The organism is Sinimarinibacterium arenosum, from assembly GCF_005047655.1.
Lineage (GTDB): Bacteria > Pseudomonadota > Gammaproteobacteria > Nevskiales > Nevskiaceae > Solimonas.
Window position 1 is genome coordinate 138,493 of sequence record NZ_SUKF01000006.1, and the last position, 22,795, is coordinate 161,287.

The window sequence follows — 22,795 nt, forward strand, 5'->3', positions numbered from 1 at the left end:
GTCCATGAATCTGTTGCCAAGGAATCCCATGCGCCTCCATCCATATCTGCTGACCGCCGCGCTGGCCCTCCCCGGACTGGCGCACGCCAATGATCTTTCCCGCGTCTTCGATCTGGCTGTGGAGAACGACACCACGATCCGCGCGGCGCAGTACCAGCGGGACGCCGCAATCGAATCCAAGCCGCAGGCGCGCGCCGCTCTGCTGCCACAGATCAACGGCAGTTACGATTACGGCTATACCGACTCCCAGTCCACCGTCGCCGGATTCGGCTCCTCGAACAACTACGGCACGGACAAGACCTTGAGCGTCAATCTGAGCCAATCGCTGTTCAGCCTGGAAAGCTGGCGCCGCCTGCAGCAAGCGTCGGAACAGGTTGCCCTGGCACAGGCCACCTACCGCAACGCCGAACAGAACCTGGTGTTGCGCGTGGCCAATGCCTATTTCGGGGTGCTGTCGGCGGATGACACGCTGCGCTCGGCGCAAGCCGAGAAGGCGGCGGTTGAACGCCAGCTCGAACAGGCCAAGAAGCGCTTCGAGGTGGGTCTGTCGGCGATCACCGACGTGCAGGAGGCGCAGGCTCGTTACGACCTGACCGTCGCACAGGAAATCCAGGCACAACAGCAGCTGTCGTCGGCACGTGAAGCACTGACGGAAATCACCCATGCACCGCAAAAGTCGGTGGCGACGCTGCAGGACGATTTTCCATTGCCGACGCCGACGCCCAATGACTCGGATCAATGGGTGTCCCAGGCCCTCGACGGCAACATTGACTTGATGGCCGCCAAGCTGGGACTCAACATCGCCGAACGTGGCGTACAGGTTGCCCGTTCCAAACACCTGCCGACGATCGACCTGACGGCGCGTTACGTGGATAGCTCCAGCGAATCCGGCGCCTTCCCGACCGACGCGACGCAGAATTCCGTTGGCGTCGGCGTGACCGTGCCGATTCTGGCCGGTGGCGCGGTGCGCTCCGGCGTACGTCAGGCCACCGCAACCCGCGAGCAGCGCAAGGCCGAGTTCGACGGCGCCCAGCGCAGCGTCGAACGCAGCACACGGGACGCATTCCAGGGCGTGGTCACCGGCGCGGCACAGGTCAAGGCCTACAAGCAGGCGGTGGTCTCCAGCACCACCGCTTTGGAAGCCAGCGAAACCGGCCTCGAAGTCGGCGCACGCACGGCCGTCGATGTCCTCAATGCACAACAGCAGCTGTACGCAGCGCAGCGCAACTACCTGAAGTCCCGCTACGACTACCTGATTTCAGTGCTGCAGCTGAAAGCTGCGGCCGGCAAGTTGACGGTCGCCGATCTGAATGAAATCGACCGGCTGCTGATCACCCAGTAGGGCACAGCGCAGCTCGCTAGGGCTGGGACTCCGCATTCGGCGACGACGCGTTCATTGCGGCGTCGCTGGGCCAAGCGCGCAGCACGGCGGCGACCACGGTCGCCAGCGGGATGGCAAAAAACACACCCCAGAAACCGCTGATGGCGCCGAAGAACAGCACTGCGATGATGATCGCCACCGGGTGCAGATTGTTGGCCTCGGAAAAGATCACCGGCACCAGCACGTTACCGTCCAGGGCCTGGATCACGCCGTAGGCCAGCACCACGTACGCCAGCTCGGATGAGACGCCGAACTGCGCATAGGCCACCGCCGCCACCGGAATGGTCACCACCGTCGCGCCCAGATACGGCACCAGCACGGAAAATCCCGTCAGTGCACCGAGCAGGATCGCGTAGCCGAGTCCGAGCAGGCTGAAGGTTGCATAGGTCACGACGCCGACAATGACGATCTCGATGGCCTTGCCACGAACGTAATTCGCCAGCTGACCATCCACTTCAGTCCAGACCTGATGGATCATGCTGATATCGGCGGGCAGAAAACGACGCAGCCAAGCCAGCATTTGACGCTTGTCCTTCAGCATGAAGAACGCGATCAACGGCACCAGTATCAGATACACGACCAGATAGGTCGCCCCCACACCCAGCAACCGCGTGCGCACCAGCAGCTGATCCCGCACGGTGCTGAGGTGCAGGCCGCCACCGCCGAGCAGCTCCTCGATCTGGCGGTCGGAGAAGAAGGTCGGATACTGCTGCGACAGCGAGATCAGCCAGATCTGCAGTTCCTCGATCAGACGCGGCGCTTCCTGCACGAACTGGGTGATCTGCCGCAGCAACTGCGGCAGCAGCATGAACAGGGCCAGCATCACACCGAAGTAGAACAGCAACCACACCGTGCTCGCGGCCAGACTCCGTCGCACGCCGCGACGTTCCATCGCCGCAACCGGCCCCTCCAACAGGTACGCGATCACCACCGCCGCAAGCAGCGGCTGCGATACGGTTGGCAGTAGCGCCAGCGCTAGCCACAGACTCACGAACAGCAACAACAGACCGACGATCTGCGGATTGGAGAAATGGCGCTCGATCCAGTTGCGGATCAGATTCATGGTGTACCCGTCAGGACGACGAATTCGAGAGCCGCCAGTGTAGTGATTCGCGACGCTTTACGGGGCAACGCTGGGCGAGCCCACGAGGACTCGCAGCAAGATCAACGCCGTGAGACCGCAGGCGGCGATCACCACCGCCATCGGCATCGCCGTGCCGTCATGCAGTTGGCCGACCGCCGCGCCGGCGATTGCGGCGACACTGAACTGCAAGGTGCCCATCAACGCGGAGGCCAGACCGGCGCGGTCGCCGAACGGGGCCATCGCCGCGGCAGTGGCGTTGGGAAAGCTGCAGCCCAGCGAACTGATGCAGACAAATAAAGGCAGCGCCACGCCCCACAGCCCGCCAAAACCCGTCGCCGCGGTTGCCACCAGCACCACGCCGCTGCCAGCAAAGCACATCAACGCCGCACGCAGAACACGCTCCGCACGAAATCGAAGCAACAGCCGGCTGTTTAGCTGCGACACCACAATCAGACCGAAGGCATTGGCACCGAAAAACAGGCCGAAGCGCTGCGGCGTGATATGGAATACCTCGATGAAGACGAACGCTGAGCCGGAGATGTAGGCAAACATACCGGCGCTGGCGATACCGCCGGACAGCGCGTAACCCATGAAGCGGCGGTGCGCGAGCAGGCGCGCATAGTTGTGCATGACCTCACGCGCAACGATCGGCCTGCCGCGCTGGGTCAGCGTCTCCGGCAAGCCGGTGTAGGCCGCGACACAGCTGAGTACCCCGAACACGGCCAGCGCGAGGAAGATCGCCTGCCAGCCGAACCAGACCAGAATCTGCCCACCCGCCAGTGGAGCAAGGATCGGGGCCACCCCCATCACCAGCACCATCGCCGAGAGGATGCGCGCCATCTCCTGCTGCTCAAAGCGATCGCGCAGCATCGCGCGGGTCACGATCATGCCGGCGCAGCCGCCGATGGCCTGGATGAACCGCAGCAGGCTGAGCGAGAGAATGTCCGGCGCCAGCGCGCACAGCAACGACGCCAGCGTATATAGACACAGTCCGAACAGCAGTGGCGCACGTCGCCCGAAACGGTCGGCAACCGGACCGTAGCCGATCTGCCCGATCGCCAGCCCGAGGAAGTACGCCGACAGGGTCAGCTGCGCCGCTCCGGCATCAACGCCGAAGTGCGCCTGCAGCGCAGGCAGACTCGGCAGGTACATGTCGATCGTCATCGGGCCGATGGCAACCATCATGCCCATGATCATCACCCAGCGGCGATGCGCTCCAGCGGATCCGCTGTGCCCGGCAGAGCTCACACTTGCGGACGCATCTGCGGGCGCGCGCCGGGCGCTTCACCGCGTACCCGTGACCAGGCTGGCCCGGCGAACGGATGGAACCGTCGCCCCACCCGAACGCCCTGCGCAGACAGACTCACGTTCAGACTTCGGGTCGCATCTGCGGGAACAACAGCACATCGCGGATGCTGGGCGAATCCGTCAGGAACATCACGAGCCGGTCGATGCCCAGACCGACACCGGCGGCAGGCGGCAGGCCGTATTCCAGCGCGCGGATATAGTCAGCATCGAACACCATGGCCTCGTCGTCACCGGCATGCTTGGCCGCAACCTGTGCATGGAACCGCGCGGCCTGATCGTCCGGATCGTTCAACTCGGAGAAACCGTTGGCCGTTTCGCGGCCGCCGATGAACAACTCGAAGCGGTCGGTGATTTCCGGATTGGCATCATTGCAGCGCGCCAGCGGCGACACCTCGGTCGGATACTCGGTAATGAAGGTCGGATCCAGCAGTTGCTCCTCGGCGGTCTGCTCGAACGCTTCGGTCAGCAATTTGCCGAGGCCGTACGAGGGCTTGGCATCGCCGCCCACCGACTTGACGAAAGCCGCCAGCTGCTCCCGATCTTCCAGCACGGCCGGATCGAGCCCCGGGTTGTAGCGCAGTACCGCTTCCTTCATGGTCCAGCGGTTGAACGGCTTGTCGAGGTCGTAGTCGCGACCCTGATAGCTCAGCTGTCCGGCGCCGTTGACGGTGATGGCGACGTCGCGCACCAGCGTTTCGACCAGATCCATCGCGTCCTGATAGTCCGCATAGGCCTGGTAGAACTCCAGCATGGTGAACTCGGGGTTGTGCCGGGTGCTGAGGCCTTCGTTACGGAAATTGCGGTTGATCTCGTACACCTTCTCGAAGCCGCCGACGACCAGCCGCTTCAGATACAGCTCCGGCGCGATACGCATGTAGAAGTCGCGACCCAGAGCGTTGTAATGCGTCACAAACGGACGCGCGGTGGCGCCGCCGGGAATCGGCTGCAGCATCGGCGTCTCGACCTCGACAAAGCCGAGCGTGTCGAGGAAATTGCGGATGAAGCGCACCGCCTTGCCGCGCTTCTCGAACGTGGCGCGCACCTCCGGATTCACGATCAGATCCAGATAGCGCTGGCGATAACGCACTTCGGTATCGGTCAGGCCTGCCCACTTCTCCGGCAACGGCCGCAGCCCCTTGACCAGCACGCGCAAGGTCGCAACCTTGACCGACAACTCGCCGGTCTTGGTCTTGAAAACGGTGCCGGTGACGCCCAGCACGTCGCCGACGTCAGCATGCTTGAACTGATCGTAGACCGCCTCGCCAACCGCGTTCTGCTGCACGAAGATCTGGATGCGGCCGGACATGTCCTGCAGCTGGCCGAAGCTGGCCTTGCCCATCACACGCTTGGCCATCAGGCGGCCGGCGAGTGCAAACATCGTGGTCTCGCCCTCCAGCACCGCGGCTTCGGCTTCGCCATAGCTGCCGTGCAGAAATTCGGCGAGGGTGTCTCGGCGGAAATCGTTCGGATAGGCGCCGCCTTCGGCGCGCATGCGCTCAAGCTTCTCTCGGCGGGTCGCGATGATGTGGTTTTCGTCGAGCTGCGGCGGCTGGTGTTGTTCGGTCACTACGTGTTCTCCGCGGGTCCAAGGGCATGAAAGGCGGATCGGCAGCATCGCACTGCAATGCTGATGCCGATCCCGCCGTTCCGGGCCTCAGAGCCCGTGTTTCAGGCTCGCTTCGATGAATGGGTCCAGATGACCGTCGAGCACCTTCTGGGTGTCGGCGATCTCGACGTGGGTACGCAGATCCTTGATGCGCGACTGGTCGAGCACATACGAGCGGATCTGGTTGCCCCACTCGATGTCGCTCTTGGAATCCTCGACCGCCTGCTTCACTGCGTTGCGCTTCTGAATTTCGGCCTCGTACATCTTGGCCTTCAGCATTTTCATCGCGCGATCACGGTTGGCATGCTGCGAGCGTTCGGTCTGGCACGCGACCACGATGCCCGTCGGCATGTGCTTGATGCGGATCGCCGACTCGGTCTTGTTGACATGCTGCCCGCCGGCGCCGCTGGAACGGAAGGTATCCACTTCCAGGTCCGCCGGATTGATCTCGATCTCAAAGCTGTCGTCGACTTCGGGCGAAACGAACACGCCTGCGAAGGATGTATGCCGCCGGTTGCCGGAATCGAACGGCGACTTGCGCACCAGGCGATGCACGCCGGTTTCGGTACGCAACCACCCGTAGGCATAGTCGCCCTCGACAAAGATCGTTGCCGACTTGATCCCGGCCACTTCGCCGTCGGAGCGTTCCATCAGCTCGACCTTGAAGCCCTTGCCTTCAGCCCAGCGGATATACATACGCAGCAGCATTTCGGCCCAGTCCTGCGCCTCGGTGCCACCGGAGCCGGCCTGGACGTCCAGATAGGCATTGCTCGCATCAAGCTCGCCGCTGAACATGCGGCGGAATTCGAGCGTCTCAGCCATCTCGCTGAGTTGCTTCAGATCGCGCGCGATCTCGTCAACCGTGGCGGTGTCGTTTTCGCCCTCCGCCAGCTCCAGCAGCTCCAGCGCGTCGGCCAGGCTGGCGGTTGCGCGCTCCAGCGGGTGCACGACATCTTCGAGCCGCGCGCGTTCGCGACCCAGGTTCTGAGCGAGCTCAGGGTTGCTCCAGACCTCACCGCTTTCTAATTCGGCGTTGACCTCAACCAGCCGGTCACGCTTGTTGTCGTAGTCAAAGATAGCCCCGCAGCGCGTCGAAACGCGCGCGCAGGGCCGTCACCTCATTGCGGATATGCTGGGGTTCCATTGCGGTTCAATGAAATCGAAGGGCGCGAATTATAGCCCCGCCGACGCCGCTGTGCGCGAAGTCGAGACGAAGACGCAAGCCGCTGTTATAGTTCGCCGATTGACGTTCCCGGCGTGGAACAGACTCTAGGGGGAGAACGATGAAACGACGCCAATGGTGGGGTGTGTCTGCGTTGCTGGTGACTCTGTTCGGCGCAGCTCCTGTGCTTGCGCAGGATAACGATGCAGTCGCGGCACAGGCGCTGAACGGCCGGCACTACTATGTATCCCCGATGTTCTCGTACACCTATGCCGACAAGGATCGCGGCGTGGATGACGCCATCGGCGGTGTCATGTCGTTTGGCAAGAAAGTCACCAATGGCATGGCGCTGGAGCTGACCGCCTTCGGCTCCGTGGGCGATCCGTCCGACGGCACCGACAACAGCGTCGAATTCAAGGGTGTCGGCGTCAGCAGCCTGATCTTCCTGTTCGACAGCAGCCCCAACTTCTATACGCTGCTGTCGCTGATGTATGGCCGCACCGACGATCATCCCGGGGCGATTCCGGACTTCGAGTCGACTGTCTTCGACATCGGCGCTGGCTATCTGCTGCCACTGAACCGCTACATCATGATCCGCGCCGAAGGGCGCTATCGCACCGATCAGCATGATCGCAAGGAAGCCGGCGTCCATCCGGGCAACGGCGCCTTTACCGACGGCGTATTCAACGTCGGCCTGCTATTCCCGCTCGGCGTCACGCCGGTGGAGACCGCAAAGGACGGCGCCGAAGTGGTCGCCATGGACAGCACCGACAGCGACAACGACGGCGTACCGGACGTCAGCGACCAGTGCCCGGATACTCCGGCCGGCGCGATCGTCGACGAAAACGGATGCGAAAACGACGCTGACAAGGATGGTGTGGTGGATCGGCTCGACCAGTGCCCGGACACCCCGGCTGGCACGACGGTCAACGCCCAGGGCTGCGCCGTCGATGCCGACGGTGACGGCGTCCCGGATGACATCGACGAATGCCCCAACACCCCGGCTGGCGCCAAGGTGCTGCAGAACGGCTGTGCCCTGGTCGGAGATTGCCGACTGCCCCGTGCCGGTGAGCAGATCGACGAGAATGGCTGCGCCGTCGAGCAGACTTTCGTGCTCAAGGGCGTCAAGTTCGAGTTCGATTCCGATCGCCTGACGCCGGAGGCGCGCGAGATTCTCAACAGCGTCGCCGAAACCCTGAATGCCTATGCCGGCATCGCAGTGGAAATCGAAGGCCATACCGACAACATCGGCACCGACGCCTATAACCAGGGTCTGTCGGAACGTCGCGCCAACGCAGTGAAGCTCTATCTGTCGAGCCACGGCGTCGACGCCAGCCGGATGACCCCGGTCGGCTACGGCGAGTCGCGCCCGATCGCTCTCAACGACAGCGAAGACGGCCGTGAAGAAAATCGTCGCGTCGAGTTGCGCGTGGTCGAGTAACCCGTTCGCAGTCCGATATCAGCCCGCCGGCCTCGCCGGCGGGCTTTTTTGTTGACGCCATTGCGCCGCACCTGAACAATGGCCCGGATGCTGCTCAACGATCCGCCGTCTCGCGTGGCGCCGGTTGCACCAACCAGGGAACCAACATGAATCGCACATCGACTTTTGGCCCCGCCGTTGCGGGCATGCGGCGCGCTTTCGCCCTCAGCCTGCTGACTGCCGCAGGTGTTGCGTCCTCATACACAGCCAGCGCGGCCGAAACGAAGCCGGCCCTGAATCCGGCCGACGCGACACTGACCGATATCCAGGCATGCATGAGCCACAACCTGGTTCAGAGCGGCGCGCTGCGCGACCTCAACGTCAAAGTGACCGATCGCGAAGGAGGCAGCCACGGCCTGCGCATGAAGCTGTACTGGAAGCCGACGGCCACGCAGGAGCCCCGCGTACAGCTGCGACTGCTGGAACCGGTGGCCATGCGCGGTTCGAGCTATCTGCTGCTGCAGGACGGCGCGCAGGAAGAGGTGTACTTCCATCTGCCCAACGTAGAGAACGCAGTACAGATCACCGGCAAGAACATGTCCGAGCCGCTGTGGGGAACGGACTTCAGCTACGGTGAAATCAAGCAGGTTCTGGGTCTGTTATTCCAGGGCAAGACCGAGCGCGTCGATGACGCCAAGATCGATCAGCGGCCGGTCTATGTCCTCAATACCGACGCGGATGCCGACGCCTCCGGCTATCAGTCGGTACGCTCCTACGTCGATCAAGCGACCTGCGTGCTGCTGAAGAGCGAATTCTTCGCCAAGGGCAGTACTCCGGTGAAGACACTGAGCGCAGACGCCACTTCGCTGATCACGCTGGACGATTATTCCGTTGTACTCGGCTACACGATGAGCAACCACGCGGCCGGCAGCAAGACCGTGATCGAACTCAGCGACTTCACGCTGCTGGAGCATCTGCCGGAATGGATGTTCGATGCCGGCCGCTTCTTCGAGCCCTACGACTGATCCGGACCCGCGCCGCCACCTGAGGTTCAGCGCGCATGAGGGGGCTTGATCCGCGCCGGTGGCATCCACGGCGCTGGATGGTCAGCCATCCATGGGGTGCACTTCTGGCTACAGCGGCATTGACGCTGCTGGCAACGGTACAGCTGGTCGATCCACGCGATGGACATCTTCGGCTGGGCATTGATTCCTCGGTGCGCACCCTGGTGGTGCCGGAGATTCCGGCGCAGGCAACCGAGGACGAGATCAAGCGCCGCTTCGGCCATCGTGAGCAGGTGGTCGTGGTGGTGCGTGCCGCCGACATCTTCGCCGGGGAGGCCCTGAACACTGTCCGCGCGCTGACGCGCGATCTGAATGCAGTTCCGGGAATCGAATCGGTACAGTCGTTGACCAACACCGCGCTGCCCCGACGCAGCGACAGTACGCTGACCTTCGAGCGCGTCGGCGAAACACCCGTGACGCCGGAACAACGCGCCGCGATCCACGCCAATCCGCTGATCCGGGATCAGTTGGTCGCCGGCGACAGCCGCGCCACCGCGATCGTCGCCGACCTCAGCAGCGACGACGATTCCGAACTGCGCGCGCTGGGTCTGCCTCAACGCATCCTCGATCTCGCTGAGCGCTACACGACACCGACGGTCCAGGTCCACGTGACCGGCGCGCCAGTGTTACGTGCCGCGACCAGCGACGCCGTGATCAATCAGCTGACATGGGTGATTCCCGCGATCGCCGTGTTGATGTCCGCATTCCTGACGCTGGTGTTTCGCAGCATCCGCGGCGTAGCGCTTCCGCTGACGGTGGTCTCGATCGCGCTGCTGTGGACTCTGGGCACGATGGCGGCTCTCGGCCTGAGCTTGAACCTGATCACCTGCCTGGTGCCCCCCCTGGTCGTGACCATGGGGCTGGCGTATTGCGCACACATCGTCTCCGAATTCGACGCCTTGCAGCGCACGACCAAGCCCACCACGCGTGCCGAGCAGACCTTGGAATTGCTGCGGTCGATGTCGTCGCCGGTTGCACTGACCGCATTTACCACGATGATCGGCCTGCTGGCGTTGTGCATCAGCCCGTTACCCGCGGTGCGTGACTTTGCCGTGCTGTCGGCACTCGGGGTGATCTATTCCGCCGTGCTTGCTCTGGTCACGGCGCCGGCGTTGCTGCATGTCTTCGCGCGTCCACGCCACCGCCCAACATCCGGACCGGATCTGTTCGAGCGTCTGGCGATCCGGCTCGGCAATTTCGACACCCGCTACCGGCGCCAGATCTTGGCCGTCGCCGGCATGCTGCTGGTGGCCGCCCTCGCCGCAGGCAGCCGTGTTCATGTCGGCGATCAGTTTATCGGCGTCTTCGAACCCGGAGCCCGTGTGCGCGTCGACTATGAAGCGGCCAATGCCGCACTCGGCGGCGTGACCCCGATGAATATCCTGATCGACGGCTACGCCAGCAATGTTCTCAGCGATCCGGACATGGTCGCTGCGCTGGACCGGCTGCAGGACTGGCTGCGCAAGCAACCCGAGGTCGGCGCAGTGGTGGGCTTGCCCGACCACTTGCGCGTGCTCAATCAGACGCTGATGAACGCGCCGACCGGCACCCTGCCGGAGCAGCAGACCCGCATCGAGCAACTGCTGTTCTTCGGCGACAGCAACGCGCTGCGCGCGATGGTCAATGCGGACCGCTCCGCCACACAGATCCGCCTGCGCCTGACGGTCGATGAAACCGTGGAGGTCGACGCATTCCTGCAACACTTGAAGCCCCAGCTGCTGGCATTGCCGCAACCACTGGTGGCCAAGGTCGCCGGCGAAGCGGTGCTGGTCACGGAGTCGGTCGACGTCGTCACCGCCGGCCAGTTGCAGAGCATCGTGCTCGCGCTGCTGCTGATCTATGCCTGTCTGGCGTTACAGTTCGCGTCGTTCAAGATCGGCCTGATGGCCACCTTGCCAACCTTGCTGCAAACCGCGATCTATTTTGGCGGTCTGGGCCTGAGCGGAATCACTTTGAACGCAACGACCAGCCTGGTCGAGTGCCTGGTCCTGGGCCTCGCGGTTGACGACACCATTCACTATCTCGCCCGCTTCAACAACGCCGCACGCGACAAGGCCTCCGAGTCCCGCGGCGCGGTTGTCGCCCTGGCCGCCGTGCTGCGCCCAGTCACGTTGACCAAGGCCGTTCTCGCGCTCGGCTTTCTGGTGCTGATCACCGGCGACCTGCACAACCAGGTCGTGTTTGGATGGCTCGCCGCCTTGACCCTGGTCGCGGCCTGGCTGGTCGACGTGCTGATCACTCCGGCCTTCATGAGCGGCGTACGGATCGTGACCTTGTGGGACACGCTGCGCGTGAATCTCGGTGCCGACGTCCAGGAAACGATCCCGCTGCTGTCAGGCCTGAGCACGCGGCAGGCCCGCGTGTTCGCGCTGATGGCCAACCTGCAGACGGTACCGGCCGGCACCCGGCTGATGAGCGAGGGCGATGACTGCGGCGACGGTCGCCCCGGCGATCCCGCAGGCGACATCTACGTCGTCATCGATGGTTCGCTGCGGGTCTGGATTGAACGCGACGGCCAGGAAATGCATCTCAACACCTTGTCACGCGGAGCCGTCGTCGGTGAGGTGGGGTACTTCGGCCAGAAACGCATGGCCAATGTCGATACCGTCAGTGATGCGCGTCTGCTGCGCTTCGACGACGCCGATCAGGAGCGCATCTGCCGCCAGTATCCGCGCGTCGCCGCGCGGGTGTTTCTGAACCTGAACCGGCTGCAGGCCGAGCGCCGCGCCAGCACCGAGCCGGTCCCGAGCTGATACCCCTGCGGCAGTGGAGCCTTTGCCATGACCTCTGATCCACGCGTGCTGTTTGCCGCCGAGCGCACTCTGCTGGCATGGCAGCGCAGCTGCCTGACCTTGATGGGTTTTGGCTTTCTGATTGAACGCTTCGGGCTGTTCGTGAAATTTCTGCACGCGCAGGGTCAGACCACGGTCGCCTCCGAAGCCCCGTGGGCGCACCTGATCGGCCTGGGCTTCATCCTCGCTGCGACCGTGCTGGCGGTGCTGGCGTCGGTGCAGCATCAGCGCCTGCTGCGCACGATCTCCGCCAGCGACGTGCCATCACACTACTGGCTGCCGCTGGCGCCGGCGATGATATGGCTCACCGCCCTGCTCGGCGGCGTGGTCGCGACTTACCTGATCGCGCAGGGCTAAACCGTTTGCAACTCAAGGCACGCTGATTTCGCCCGCACAGCTCCAATAGCGAGCGACGTCCTGCATCGACGCTCCGATCGTTGACGCCAGCAAATTGGCACGCCGCAGCGCCGCCGCATCGACATTCAGCAGTCCATCCACGGTCTGACGGAACGCCAGCGCCATTGGCCCCAAGGCAGCACGAAAGATCTGCGTGTCGTCGTCAAGCATCGTGTGGAAATAGGCATTGGCGCCATTCATGCCAACGGTCGGAATGCCCTGCGCATACGGACCACGGTTCTCACCCGGCACGAACAGCGACGGCGGAATGGTGAAATACGGCTGCAGCACAGGATCGGAAAACGCCGGCCCGGTGATCGCCTGCAGCATCGAATTCTCCGAGATCGCGAGTGTTCGCGTCTGCGACATGCCACCCGTCGGCGTCGGATGTCCGTCGCCGAGCAGCGGTTCCGTATAGCCGGGATAGACCAAGCCCGAACCCAGGTGCACGTAGGCAACAATCCGGTCCTTGTCGAAGCATGAAAGGAAACGGTTCAGGCCGAACCCGTAGATTTCGTGGGCGCCCGTGCCAACAAACCAGAGGGTGTACGGCAACGGCCCTTCGGTGCGCGCGCGTTCGGCGAAATAGCGGGCCAGATACACCAGCATGCCGACGCCCGGTCCGCGCTCACCGCCCACCGAGGTCCAGCCGTTCAACGGCGTGCCAACCACGACGATGTTGTTGCTGTCCGCGCCGGGCAGCACCGCGATGGTATTGCGCGAATAGCCGGTTTGACCGATCAGCGAAGCCGGCACCGAGTTCGTCCCGGCAAGATACCCAGCGGCCACGGTCAGTGTCGCGGCATTGCCTTCCATCGCGCGAAGACGTGCCAGGTCCTGCTGACCGACGATGACCGTCGGCAGTGCCCGCAGTCCGTCCGCGATGTCGTAGTTCTGCGTTGCGATCTCGTTGCCCGGCGCATCGGTGCCCACGATGGCCGCAATCGCCCCCTTGGCGCGCAACTGCGCCAGCTGATTCGCTGCCTGGCCGTCCTCCGAATTCAAGGTCAGCGAAATATTCATCATCGCGATCTTGCCGCTCAGATCGCCGCTGGTGAGCTGCGGGATCAGGCTGCCGTCGCCAACATCCACCAGCGCGCCGGTCACGCCATCCCGCGTAGTGATCCCGCGGTAGTACCAGGGGAATGCCGGAATCGATTCGACGCCGTCGGCCGTCTCCACCGTCAGACCATAGCGAACTGGCTTGAAGATCGGCAGTTCGAACTCCTGGGTCTGCAGGGCGCGCAATTCCGGGATTGCACGGAACTCCGACATCAGCCAAGTGTGCACCGCCTTGCCCAGGGCGGTGCCGGTGCGAGGGCCACGTGCGCATTGCCAGGGCTCGGTCTGCGGAGTGTTGGTGAAGCATTCGTCGAAGTCCGACGAGGTCTTGATGACCTTCAGATAGCTCTGCAACGCGCGCCAGGTCTCCGTATCGGCGTCACCGACCGGCGTAACGGAACCGCCACCGGAGGACGAACCGCCCGGTTCGGACGAAGTCTGGCTTCCCCCGCACGCACCAAGAAGCAGCGCCACCATGCATGCAGGCAACAGGAGTCTGAATCCGATCATGTCGAACAGGGATCAACTTGGAGAGGCGGCCAGAATACCGCAGCCGTAACGCTAGCACGCCAGCATTACGACCTGATATCCGAAATAACCCTGACATTCTCCTCGGCCTGCCGCCTGCCGCGGACCTCCGCAGTGCTAGACGCCGGGCAGGCGATGATCCTTGAGCTGCTCTCGCAGGCGCAGCTTGGAGATCTTGCCGGTTGCGGTCATCGGCAGCTCCGACACGAACACCACGTCGTCCGGAATCCACCACTTGGCCACCCGATCCGGGAAAATCGCCAGCAGCGCGTCACGATCGACCTCTTCGCCGGGTTTCTTCACCACCACCAGCAACGGACGTTCGTCCCACTTCGGATGATGCACGCCGATCACCGCTGCCTGCGCGACACCGGGATGCGCACAGGCCACGTTCTCCAGATCGATCGAGCTGATCCACTCACCGCCCGACTTGATGACATCCTTGGAGCGATCGGTGATCTGCAGATAGCCGTCGGAATCCAGCGTGCCGACGTCGCCAGTCGGGAACCAGCCATCCTGCAACGGGCTCTTGTCGCCCTTGAAGTAACGGTCGACGATCCAGTAGCCCTTGACCAGCAGATCGCCGAAGGCATGGCCGTCGCGCGGCAGACTACGGCCGTCGGCATCGACGATCTTCAGCTGCACACCGAACGGCGGTCTGCCCTGCTTGGTTTCGATCGCGAACTGCTGCTCGGCCGACAGCTTCAGGTGCTTGTTCTTGAGCTGGTTGAACGTGCCCAGCGGCGACATTTCAGTCATGCCCCAGGCGTGATGGATCTTGACGCCATAGTCCTGCTCGAAGGTCTTCATCAGCGCAGGCGGACAGGCCGAACCACCGATCACACAGCGCTTCAGCGTCGAGACCTTCAGCTTGTTGGCCTGCAGATGCTGCAGCAGTCCCTGCCATACCGTGGGCACACCGGCGGAGAAGGTCACGCCCTCGGATTCGAATAATTCATGAAGACTTGCACCATCCAGCGCCGCCCCCGGAAACACCAGCTTGGCCCCGACCATCGGCGCCGCGTAAGGCACCGCCCAGGCGTTGACGTGGAACATCGGCACCACCGGCAACACACAGTCGCGCGCCGACAGATTGAACACGTCAGGCACAGCACCGGACATCGTGTGAATCATCATCGAGCGGTGCGAATACAGCACACCCTTGGGATTGCCCGTCGTGCCTGAGGTGTAGCACAAGGTGCATGCAGCTTTTTCGTCGAACTGCGGCCACTCGTACTCGTCGGATTCCGCCTCGACCCAGTCTTCGTAACACAGCAGGTTCGGCAGCTTGATTGCCGGCATGTGCGCACGGTCGGTCATCGCCACCCAGTGCTTGACCGTCGGGCATTTCGGCGCAATCGCCTCGACCAGCGGGGCAAAGGTCAGATCGAAGCACAGCACGCTGTCTTCGGCATCGTTGATGATCCACGCAACCTGTTCCGGAAACAGGCGCGGATTGACCGTATGCATCACCGCACCGGACCCGGACACGGCGTAGTACAACTCGAAATGCCGGTAGCCGTTCCAGGCCAGGGTACCGACGCGGTCGCCCATACCCACACCGATGCGTTTCAGCGCGTTGGCCAGCTGGCGCGAGCGCTGCGCGGCATCAGCATAGGTGTAGCGATGGATGCCGCCTTCAACCGTGCGAGACACCACTTCGGTATCGCCGTGATAGTCCTTGGCATGCGTCAACAACGCCGACAGCAGCAGCGGCGCATCCATCATCTGTCCCAGCAACGGTACCGACATGGTCGAATCTCCTCGTGATTTTTTGGCCATACAGGCATACAACGGCGAACAGCTGCCGAGCCCCATCGTACGCAATCCAGCTCGGCTTGATGCCTAACTAAGGTTAGGATCGTACCGATGAATCGGCCGGAGAATCGAGTGCCCAATATTTTGCAGCGCAGCAATTTTCCGCATATCCAGCGCATCAGCACACGCTGGAAGGACAACGACATCTACGGGCACGTCAATAATGTCGAGTACTACAGCTACTTCGACACCGTGATCAACAGCTATCTCATCGGCTATGGCGGTCTCGACATTCATCGCGGCGACGTCATCGGCGTCTGCGCCGAATCGCATTGCCGCTATCTGAAGGCGCTGGCGTTCCCGCATGCGGTGGACGCCGCGCTGCGCGTATCGCGAATCGGTCGGACCAGCGTCCGTTACGACATCGCACTGTTCCAGCAGGACGACGACGAGGCCGCCGCCGAAGGCTGGTTCGTGCACGTGTTCGTCGATCGCGCCGAGCGCCGCCCCACCCCGCTGCCGCAGGCGTTACGCACGGCACTGGAAGCACTGCACATCAAATCACCGGAGAGCTGAGGCATGAAAGTCCGCGCCGCCGTATTGCGGGAAATGGGACTGCCCGCTCCCTATATGGAGTCACGCCCGCTGGCGATCGAAACGATCGAGCTGGACCCGCCCGGACCGGGAGAACTGCTGGTCAAAGTCCGCGCGGCGGGTCTGTGCCATTCCGACCTGTCGGTCATTGACGGCTCGCGCCCCCGGGTGATGCCGATGGTGTTGGGGCACGAGGCGGCGGGGGAAGTCGTCGAATGCGGCGCGGACACTCACGGCTTTTCACGCGGGGACGCCGTCGTCTTTGCATTCGTGCCGAGCTGCGGGCACTGCGCCTACTGCGCCGAAGGCCGCGCGGCACTGTGCGCGCCCGGCGCCGAAGCCAACACCGCCGGCACGCTGCTGAGCGGGCAACGGCGCTGGCACACCGACAACGGCAGCGAACTGCATCATCACCTGGGCGTTTCCGGCTTCGCCGAATACACCGTGGTGTCAGCGCGCTCCGCCGTCCGCGTTGCCCCGGATCTGCCACCGCAGATCGCCGCACTATTCGGTTGCGCGGTGATGACCGGGGTCGGCAGCGTGGTCAACACGGCCGGCGTCGCGCCGGGACAGAGCGTTGCCATTTTCGGCATGGGCGGAGTCGGTCTGGCGGCACTGCTGGGCGCTGTTGCTGCCGGCGCCAACCCGGTGATCGCGGTCGATCTGCTGGAGTCGAAGCTGGAACTGGCGCGGTCACTGGGTGCCACCCATACCGTGCTCGCCGGCAGCGACAGTGTTGCGCAGATTCGCGAGCACTCCGGTGGCGGCGTGGATCATGCGATCGAGACCGCGGGCTCGGAAATCGCCCTGCTGCAGGCGTATCAGGCCACCCGCCGCGGCGGCACCACGATCACTGCCGGCCTGCCGCATCCGTCCAGGCAATTCGCGATCCCGGCGGTCAGCCTGGTCGCAGAGGAACGCACGGTCAAAGGCTCGTACATGGGCTCGGCCGTGCCGTCGCGCGACCTGCCGCGCTACATCGCTCTATACCGCGCCGGCCGCCTGCCGGTCGATCGCCTGCTGACGCACACGCTGACCCTGGACGAACTCAATCCCGCCTTCGACCGCCTCGCGCGCGGCGAAGCCGTGCGTCAGGTAGTCCTGATCGATTAGACGGCGGACTTCCGGACCGCTATCTACAGCGACGCGATCTCGACCCGGTTGCGGCCCAGGCGCTTGGCGCGATACAGCGCACTGTCGGCGGCTTCCATCAGCGCTTCTAGGGTCAGGGTCGATTCGGGCACCCGCGTCGCGACGCCCAGACTGATGGTCACGACGGCGGACACCGTCGACCCGCTATTGGGGATTGCCAGCGCTTCGATGTCGGCACGCATGCGTTCGGCTTGCGCCACCGCGCCATCGTGATTCATTCCGGGCAACACCATCACAAACTCCTCGCCGCCGACGCGTGCAACAAACTCCCCCGCGCGCTGCGCAGTTGCCTGCAAGGCGTCGGCCACCTGGCGCAGGCAACTGTCGCCCTGGATGTGTCCGTAAGCGTCGTTGTAGGCCTTGAACTGATCAATATCGATCATCATCAGCGTCAGCGCCTCGCCGTGGCGACGACAGCGTCGCCATTCCAGCGCCAGCACCTCATCCAGGCCGCGCCGGTTCGGCACGCCGGTCAGCGGATCGGTCTCCGACAAGCGCCCCAGTTCGTAATTGGCGGCAGACAACTGCTGGTTCAGGGCCTCGAGCGCATCACGTGCCTGCGTCGCCAGCCGCCGCTCCCTCACCGCGGCCCACAAGGACAGGATCAATATCCCGGCAATACCGTAGGCCAGCAGATCCCAGATCCAGTCCCCGGCCGGGCGCTGATTCCAGCCATCGGCCGGCATCGCAGCCAATTGCCAGCTCCCGCCCGGTACCTTCAGCTCCATCAGGACCGGATCGTGCTGAAAAACACCGGGGTCTCCCGAGATCAGGGCGCCCTGCGCCCCCTGCCCGTCGACTCCACGCAGCGCAAAGTCCAGATCGTGGGGAGCCCGCTGGATGCCCGCGACGTCGAGCAGCGCATCAATATCGATGGCGACGCTGAGAATCCCCCAGTAGCTCTGATCGGCCAGAAAAATCGGCGTTCGGCTCAACAGCGCGCGGCCACCCTGAACCAGATCAATCGGCCCGACCATCACCGTGCTGCGCGACTCGATTGCCCGTTGCACCGCAGGCCACTGCTGCGGATTGGATTCGTAGCGCATTCCCAGCGCTTTTTCATTGCCCGCCAGGGGATAAACGTGGCGGATCACATTCTGCGGCGCGACACCGACATTGCGCAGATGACGCCCGGATTCGTACAAGGCGCGCAGCGCCTGATCGACATCCGAATCCGGCAACGGCCCCAGCGCGGTCACGTAGGTGGCAAAGCCCTGCGCCAGAAACACCGTCGCATTCAGTTCGCTCTCGATTCGCGCACGGACCACCGCTGCAGTTTCGAGCACCTCGTCACGCACATTCGATTCACGCGCCTGACGCGCGAGGCTCAGCATGTAATGCGCAGACAGCAGCAACACCGCGCCGAACAACAGGATCGCGATCGATTGCAGTGCCGCATGAATTTTTCTGACCGACATGTCAGTTCAGTCTAGTCGCTCGTGCCGCCCCGATAAACGCAGCCCCACCGGCCAGAACTGTTCGGGTCACCAAACAGCCGCCCGGCTTCAGGCACTCAGCGATACGCACTGGCAGGATCGAACACAGCGCGATTACGCCCCTTGCGCTTGGCTTCGTACAGCGCCTGGTCCGCACGCGTCAGCAGCCAGATCGGCCCGCGCCGTTGCTCCTCCGCAGACGCTGCAGACGCCACGCCGATGCTGACCGTCAGCGCGTCGTAGGGCGAATCCGGATGTTTCAGCTGTGCGTCCTCAATTGCACGCAGCGCAGCGCGCGCGAGGTCCATGGCGGTTTCGGCAGTGGTCTCTGGCAGCACCACCACAAACTCCTCACCGCCGTAGCGGGCAACGACGTCGCCGCCGCGACGGAACTGCGCCTTGAGAATGGTGGCCACCTGCCGCAGGGCTGCGTCGCCCGCCTCGTGCCCCAGACCGTCGTTGAGCGCCTTGAAGTAATCGATATCGATCATCAGCATCGCAATCGGCGCCAGATGCCGCAGTGAGCGGCGCCATTCCCGGGCGACCAGCTCTTCGAAATAGCGCCGGTTGAACAGGCCGGTCAGCACATCGACGATCGATGCGCTGCGCAGCAGGATCCAGTCCTCCGCGAGTGCCCCGACATCTTCCAGCGCTTTCTGCAATTCCGGATGCATGGCGATATCCGACGCGCACACCACCGAAAGCACGCCGACGACCAGCCCATTGGGCATCCGGATCGGAATACCGGCGTAGTGCGCCGGAGCAATGCCTTGCTGCGCCAATGCACGCAGCAGTGGTGACTCGATGGGCTCGATCTCCGGACCGGCCAGCAGGTGATTGGCGGCAACCACCGCCTGATCCAGCGGCCACATCAGGCCCGCGATGTCTGGGGCGAACCCAAGTGACGCCTTCACAATGGAACGCTTTTCAGCCACCAGAGAAAAAGCAGCGAAGCGGGCACCGGTCAGCTGCACGGCAATACGCAGCAGGCGGTTCATTGACGGATCATCGTCGCCAACGACTTCTGCCGCCTGGTAAACCGCGTCGATACGCGCAGCATTGCGCTGCAACGCGTCAACCACTTCGGGCGAACGCGTGACTACAGCGCCGGGCTTCCCCGACTCGGGTTCCGCAGTCATCAGTTGGTTTGCCCCCATGAATCCGGATCTTGGCTCGGGCACGGGCGCAGTATCGGGTATTTCCAGCCGAAAGCCGTCTGGTTGCGACATACGGTCACGATCAGCAACACCAGCGTCAGCGCCAGAACTACCCAAAGGCGCAGCGCGCGGGGCCAGCACCTTGCCCCGGGAGCGTTCGCGCTGGACGCCCACACGCCGCAATCCGCTACGCCAGGCAAACAAGCCCGGCTCGCGTCACAGACGCAAGACTTTGAATGTGATTCAAAACCACCGACAAGCTCACGCACTGCCGCGAAGGCGCCCGGTCACGGTTTGCGGGAGCCAGCCAGCGCAACCCGGCGGGCGCTGTGGGAGCAGGCTGAGCCAGCGCCGGGTCGCATCCATTACCGCATGGCGTCACCCGAGCGGCGCAGCACGCCGGCAGGCCTCCGACGGCGCCAGAAGGCCAGGGCCGCCAGACTCAGCAGCCAGCCCGGTCCCATCGCACCGCCGCCACGGCGTCCTTCGACTTCCACCGGAGGCAGAACCGTAGACGTCGACACCGCAAACTGCGCATTCACGGCCCCGATGCTCAGGGTCGCCGTGACGGTGGTGTCCGATGTGCTGGCCGCAGTGACGGCGACAACGATCTCTTCGCCCGCCTCCACCGTGCCGGGCGCGCTGGTGAACGCGCCGCCATTGATGCTGTAGCGCCCGCCACTGATGGTGACCGGCGCCGCAGTGTTGATGCCCCTGATCGTGATCACGCCGCTGCGCTGCTCGCTGTCCGGGTCCGCTCCGGAGATCGTGCCGAGCACGAAGCTGTCCGGGTCGGTGTCCGCCGCCGCCGTCACGATCGTGAAGTGGGCCGTGATTGTGCCGATCGTCAGCGTCACCGTCTGCGTGGCCCCGAACTGCATCGACGCGATCCCGCGCAGAGTCAGCGTCTCACCCGGAGCGATCTCACCGTCCGCGTGAGTGAACTCGCCATCGCCGATCGCGTACTCGCCCCCGCTGACGCGGATCGCCGTCGGCACGTTGATGCCGCTGACGATCAGCGTGACGCTGGTCTGCACGCTGCCCGGCAGCGCATCCGGCACGACATCAAAGTCCAGCACATCCGGATTGGCGTCTTCGGCCAGTGTCGTCACCGTGAACTCGCCACGCGCGGCCCCCACCGTTACCTGCACCGTGACCGTGGTCGCGTAGGTCGACGCAGCGATCGCTTCCACCACGACCGTCTGACCTTCGCTGATCGTGCCGGCCCCCGTGGTGAACTCACCGCCGTCGATGCTGTAACGCCCGCCGCTGATGCTGATCGGCACTGCGGTGGTGATGCCGCTGATCGTCACGCGCCGGCTGGTCTGCGTACTGCCCAGCGGAGCGTCGGCCACCGAACCAAAATTCAGATAGTTCGGCGACAGGTCGTCATCCGCCGTGCTGACCCGGAACATCGCGCTCTGCGCCTGGGCACCATTGCCCACCGTCACCACCACCTGACGGGTTTCGCCGTAGCTGGTCGCGGCCTGCACCTGCGCGCGTACCGTGTCGCCAGCCTGCACCGTGCCGGCCGCGCGCGTGAACGCGCCGCCGTTGATGCTGTAGCTGCCGTTGCCGCCGCCGATGGTGATCGCCACAGGGAGATCGATGCCACTGATCGTCACGCTGTTGCTGGTGTAGGTACGACCGAGCTGGGCGTTGGTCACCGGCGCAAAGGCGAACGGGTCCGGCGCGCCGTCTGCACTGCGCGTGGTGACGCTGAAACCGGCCGAGACCCCACCCACATCAATCTGCGCCTGCACCGTCGTGTCGTAGTCCGGGCTGGCGTTGGTGCGTGCACGCAGCTGCTGGCCGCTGGTGATCGTTCCCGGCGCGCTGGTGAACGCGCCGCCGTCGATGCTGTAGCTGCCCCCCGTCACCAGCACCGGCGCTGCCGAGTTGATGCCGGTGATCGTCACCGGATCGCTGGTCTGCTCGGTCGACGGGTTCACGCCGGTGACGCCGCTGAAGCTGAAGTTGTCCGGCGTGAGGTCCTCGGACAGCGTCGTCACCGTATAGGTGCCGGTCACGGTACCGATCGTCACAATGACCGTCACCGCCGTGCTGAAATCCCCGCTAGCCGTCGTGCGCACCGCGATCATCTGGCCCGGATTGATCAGGCCGTCCGCGGCCGTGAACGGTCCGTTGTCGATGCTGTACTCACCGCCGACGACACTCACCGGACTACCGGTGTTGATGCCGGTGATCGTCACCGCGCCGCTGGTCTGCACCGAGTTCAGCGGCACGTCGCTGACGCTGCCGAAGCTGAACGCGTTCGGATCAGTCACTGCCGCCAGCGTGGTGACGGTGAAGTCCGCCGTCACGCCGCCGATGTCCAGCGTCGCCGTTGCCGGCGTCGAGAACATGCCGGCTGCGGTGACGCGCACGCGCACTGCAGCATCGGCTGCGATCGTGCCCGCCGCGCTGGTCCAGCTGCCGCCGTCGATGCTGTACTCGCCGCCGCTGACGCTGACCGGCGCGTCGGTGTTGAGGCCGGTGATGGTGGCCTCGTTGCTGGTCTGCACCGAGTTGAGCGGAATGTCGTTGATGCTGCCAAAGGTAAACGCATCCGGCGTGGTATCCGCCGCCAGCGTGGTGACGACGAAGCTGCCTTCGACACCGCCAACGTTCAGTGTCACGGTGGCACCGGTCGAGAACTGGCTTGACGCGATCACCCGCACGCGCACCTGTCCGCCCGGCGCGATCGTGCCGTCCGCGCTCGTGAACGCACCGCCGTCAATGCTGTACTCGCCGCCCGTCACGCTCACCGGTGCATCGGTGTTGATGCCGTCGATGCTGACGTCGTTGCTGGTCTGCTCGGAGTTCAGTGCCACATCGCTACGGCTGCCGAAACCAAACGGGTTGGGGGCGGTGATCGCATCCAGGGTGGTGACG

General features: G+C 64.1%; 15 protein-coding genes and 1 pseudogene. 7 read left to right on the forward strand and 9 right to left on the reverse strand.

Annotated elements, in window-relative coordinates:
* Positions 1-28: 28 nt before the first annotated feature.
* Positions 29-1,342 carry a TolC family outer membrane protein gene (locus E4T66_RS13465; protein ID WP_169577617.1) on the forward strand — a complete coding sequence of 438 codons (1,314 nt, stop codon included), beginning with the start codon at positions 29-31 and terminating at the stop codon, positions 1,340-1,342.
* 16 nt (positions 1,343-1,358) lie between these two features.
* On the opposite strand, the gene E4T66_RS13470 is transcribed toward E4T66_RS13465, so the two are convergent.
* The 4 genes from E4T66_RS13470 to prfB all read right to left on the reverse strand — a co-directional run bounded on the left by E4T66_RS13470 (position 1,359) and on the right by prfB (position 6,523).
* The gene (locus E4T66_RS13470) at positions 1,359-2,444 is read right to left on the reverse strand and encodes an AI-2E family transporter (RefSeq protein ID WP_136849574.1); all 1,086 of its coding nucleotides are present in this window, start codon (positions 2,442-2,444) and stop codon (positions 1,359-1,361) included.
* A 57-nt stretch (positions 2,445-2,501) separates the two neighbouring features.
* The gene (locus E4T66_RS13475) at positions 2,502-3,662 is read right to left on the reverse strand and encodes a Bcr/CflA family multidrug efflux MFS transporter (RefSeq protein WP_136849575.1); all 1,161 of its coding nucleotides are present in this window, start codon (positions 3,660-3,662) and stop codon (positions 2,502-2,504) included.
* A 172-nt stretch (positions 3,663-3,834) separates the two neighbouring features.
* Entirely contained in the window at positions 3,835-5,340 is a 1,506-nt protein-coding gene (gene lysS / locus E4T66_RS13480; RefSeq protein ID WP_136849576.1) for a lysine--tRNA ligase, read from the reverse strand.
* 87 nt (positions 5,341-5,427) lie between these two features.
* A protein-coding gene (gene prfB, locus E4T66_RS13485; RefSeq protein WP_136849577.1) for a peptide chain release factor 2 occupies positions 5,428-6,523 on the reverse strand; the annotation gives its coding sequence in 2 pieces (ribosomal slippage) (positions 5,428-6,450 and positions 6,452-6,523; 1,095 coding nt in all).
* Positions 6,524-6,662: 139 nt separating this feature from the next.
* Between prfB and E4T66_RS21800 the strand changes: the two genes are divergently transcribed.
* The 4 genes from E4T66_RS21800 to E4T66_RS13505 all read left to right on the forward strand — a co-directional run bounded on the left by E4T66_RS21800 (position 6,663) and on the right by E4T66_RS13505 (position 12,174).
* Positions 6,663-7,982, forward strand: a complete 1,320-nt coding sequence (locus E4T66_RS21800) for an OmpA family protein (protein WP_136849578.1) — start codon at positions 6,663-6,665, stop codon at positions 7,980-7,982.
* Between the two features lie 146 nt (positions 7,983-8,128).
* Complete coding sequence (locus E4T66_RS13495) at positions 8,129-8,986, forward strand: outer membrane lipoprotein-sorting protein (protein WP_136849579.1); 858 nt, start codon at positions 8,129-8,131, stop codon at positions 8,984-8,986.
* Positions 8,987-9,021: 35 nt separating this feature from the next.
* The gene (locus tag E4T66_RS13500; protein WP_136849580.1) at positions 9,022-11,778 is read left to right on the forward strand and encodes an MMPL family transporter; all 2,757 of its coding nucleotides are present in this window, start codon (positions 9,022-9,024) and stop codon (positions 11,776-11,778) included.
* Between the two features lie 27 nt (positions 11,779-11,805).
* Positions 11,806-12,174 carry a YidH family protein gene (locus tag E4T66_RS13505; protein ID WP_136849581.1) on the forward strand — a complete coding sequence of 123 codons (369 nt, stop codon included), beginning with the start codon at positions 11,806-11,808 and terminating at the stop codon, positions 12,172-12,174.
* A 12-nt stretch (positions 12,175-12,186) separates the two neighbouring features.
* Here the strand turns inward: E4T66_RS13505 and E4T66_RS13510 are convergent, their stop codons facing one another.
* Entirely contained in the window at positions 12,187-13,785 is a 1,599-nt protein-coding gene (locus E4T66_RS13510; protein WP_136849582.1) for a hypothetical protein, read from the reverse strand.
* A 135-nt stretch (positions 13,786-13,920) separates the two neighbouring features.
* Complete coding sequence (locus E4T66_RS13515; protein WP_136849583.1) at positions 13,921-15,555, reverse strand: 3-(methylthio)propionyl-CoA ligase; 1,635 nt, start codon at positions 15,553-15,555, stop codon at positions 13,921-13,923.
* 138 nt (positions 15,556-15,693) lie between these two features.
* On the opposite strand from E4T66_RS13515, the gene E4T66_RS13520 reads away from it, so the two are divergent.
* Positions 15,694-16,137 (forward strand): acyl-CoA thioesterase, encoded by a 444-nt coding sequence (locus E4T66_RS13520; RefSeq protein ID WP_248679698.1) that lies wholly within the window; start codon positions 15,694-15,696, stop codon positions 16,135-16,137.
* A gap of 3 nt (positions 16,138-16,140) precedes the next feature.
* Positions 16,141-17,268 carry a zinc-dependent alcohol dehydrogenase family protein gene (locus E4T66_RS13525; RefSeq protein WP_136849585.1) on the forward strand — a complete coding sequence of 376 codons (1,128 nt, stop codon included), beginning with the start codon at positions 16,141-16,143 and terminating at the stop codon, positions 17,266-17,268.
* A 23-nt stretch (positions 17,269-17,291) separates the two neighbouring features.
* Here E4T66_RS13525 and E4T66_RS13530 read toward each other — a convergent pair whose 3' ends face one another.
* From E4T66_RS13530 to E4T66_RS13540, 3 genes and pseudogenes are all read right to left on the reverse strand, one after another.
* The gene (locus E4T66_RS13530) at positions 17,292-18,725 is read right to left on the reverse strand and encodes a diguanylate cyclase (RefSeq protein WP_136849586.1); all 1,434 of its coding nucleotides are present in this window, start codon (positions 18,723-18,725) and stop codon (positions 17,292-17,294) included.
* A gap of 95 nt (positions 18,726-18,820) precedes the next feature.
* A complete protein-coding gene (locus tag E4T66_RS13535) occupies positions 18,821-19,900 on the reverse strand; it encodes a GGDEF domain-containing protein (protein WP_169577618.1) in 1,080 nt (359 codons plus the stop codon).
* A gap of 365 nt (positions 19,901-20,265) precedes the next feature.
* Positions 20,266-22,795, reverse strand: a pseudogene (locus E4T66_RS13540) (hypothetical protein); the annotation flags it as partial.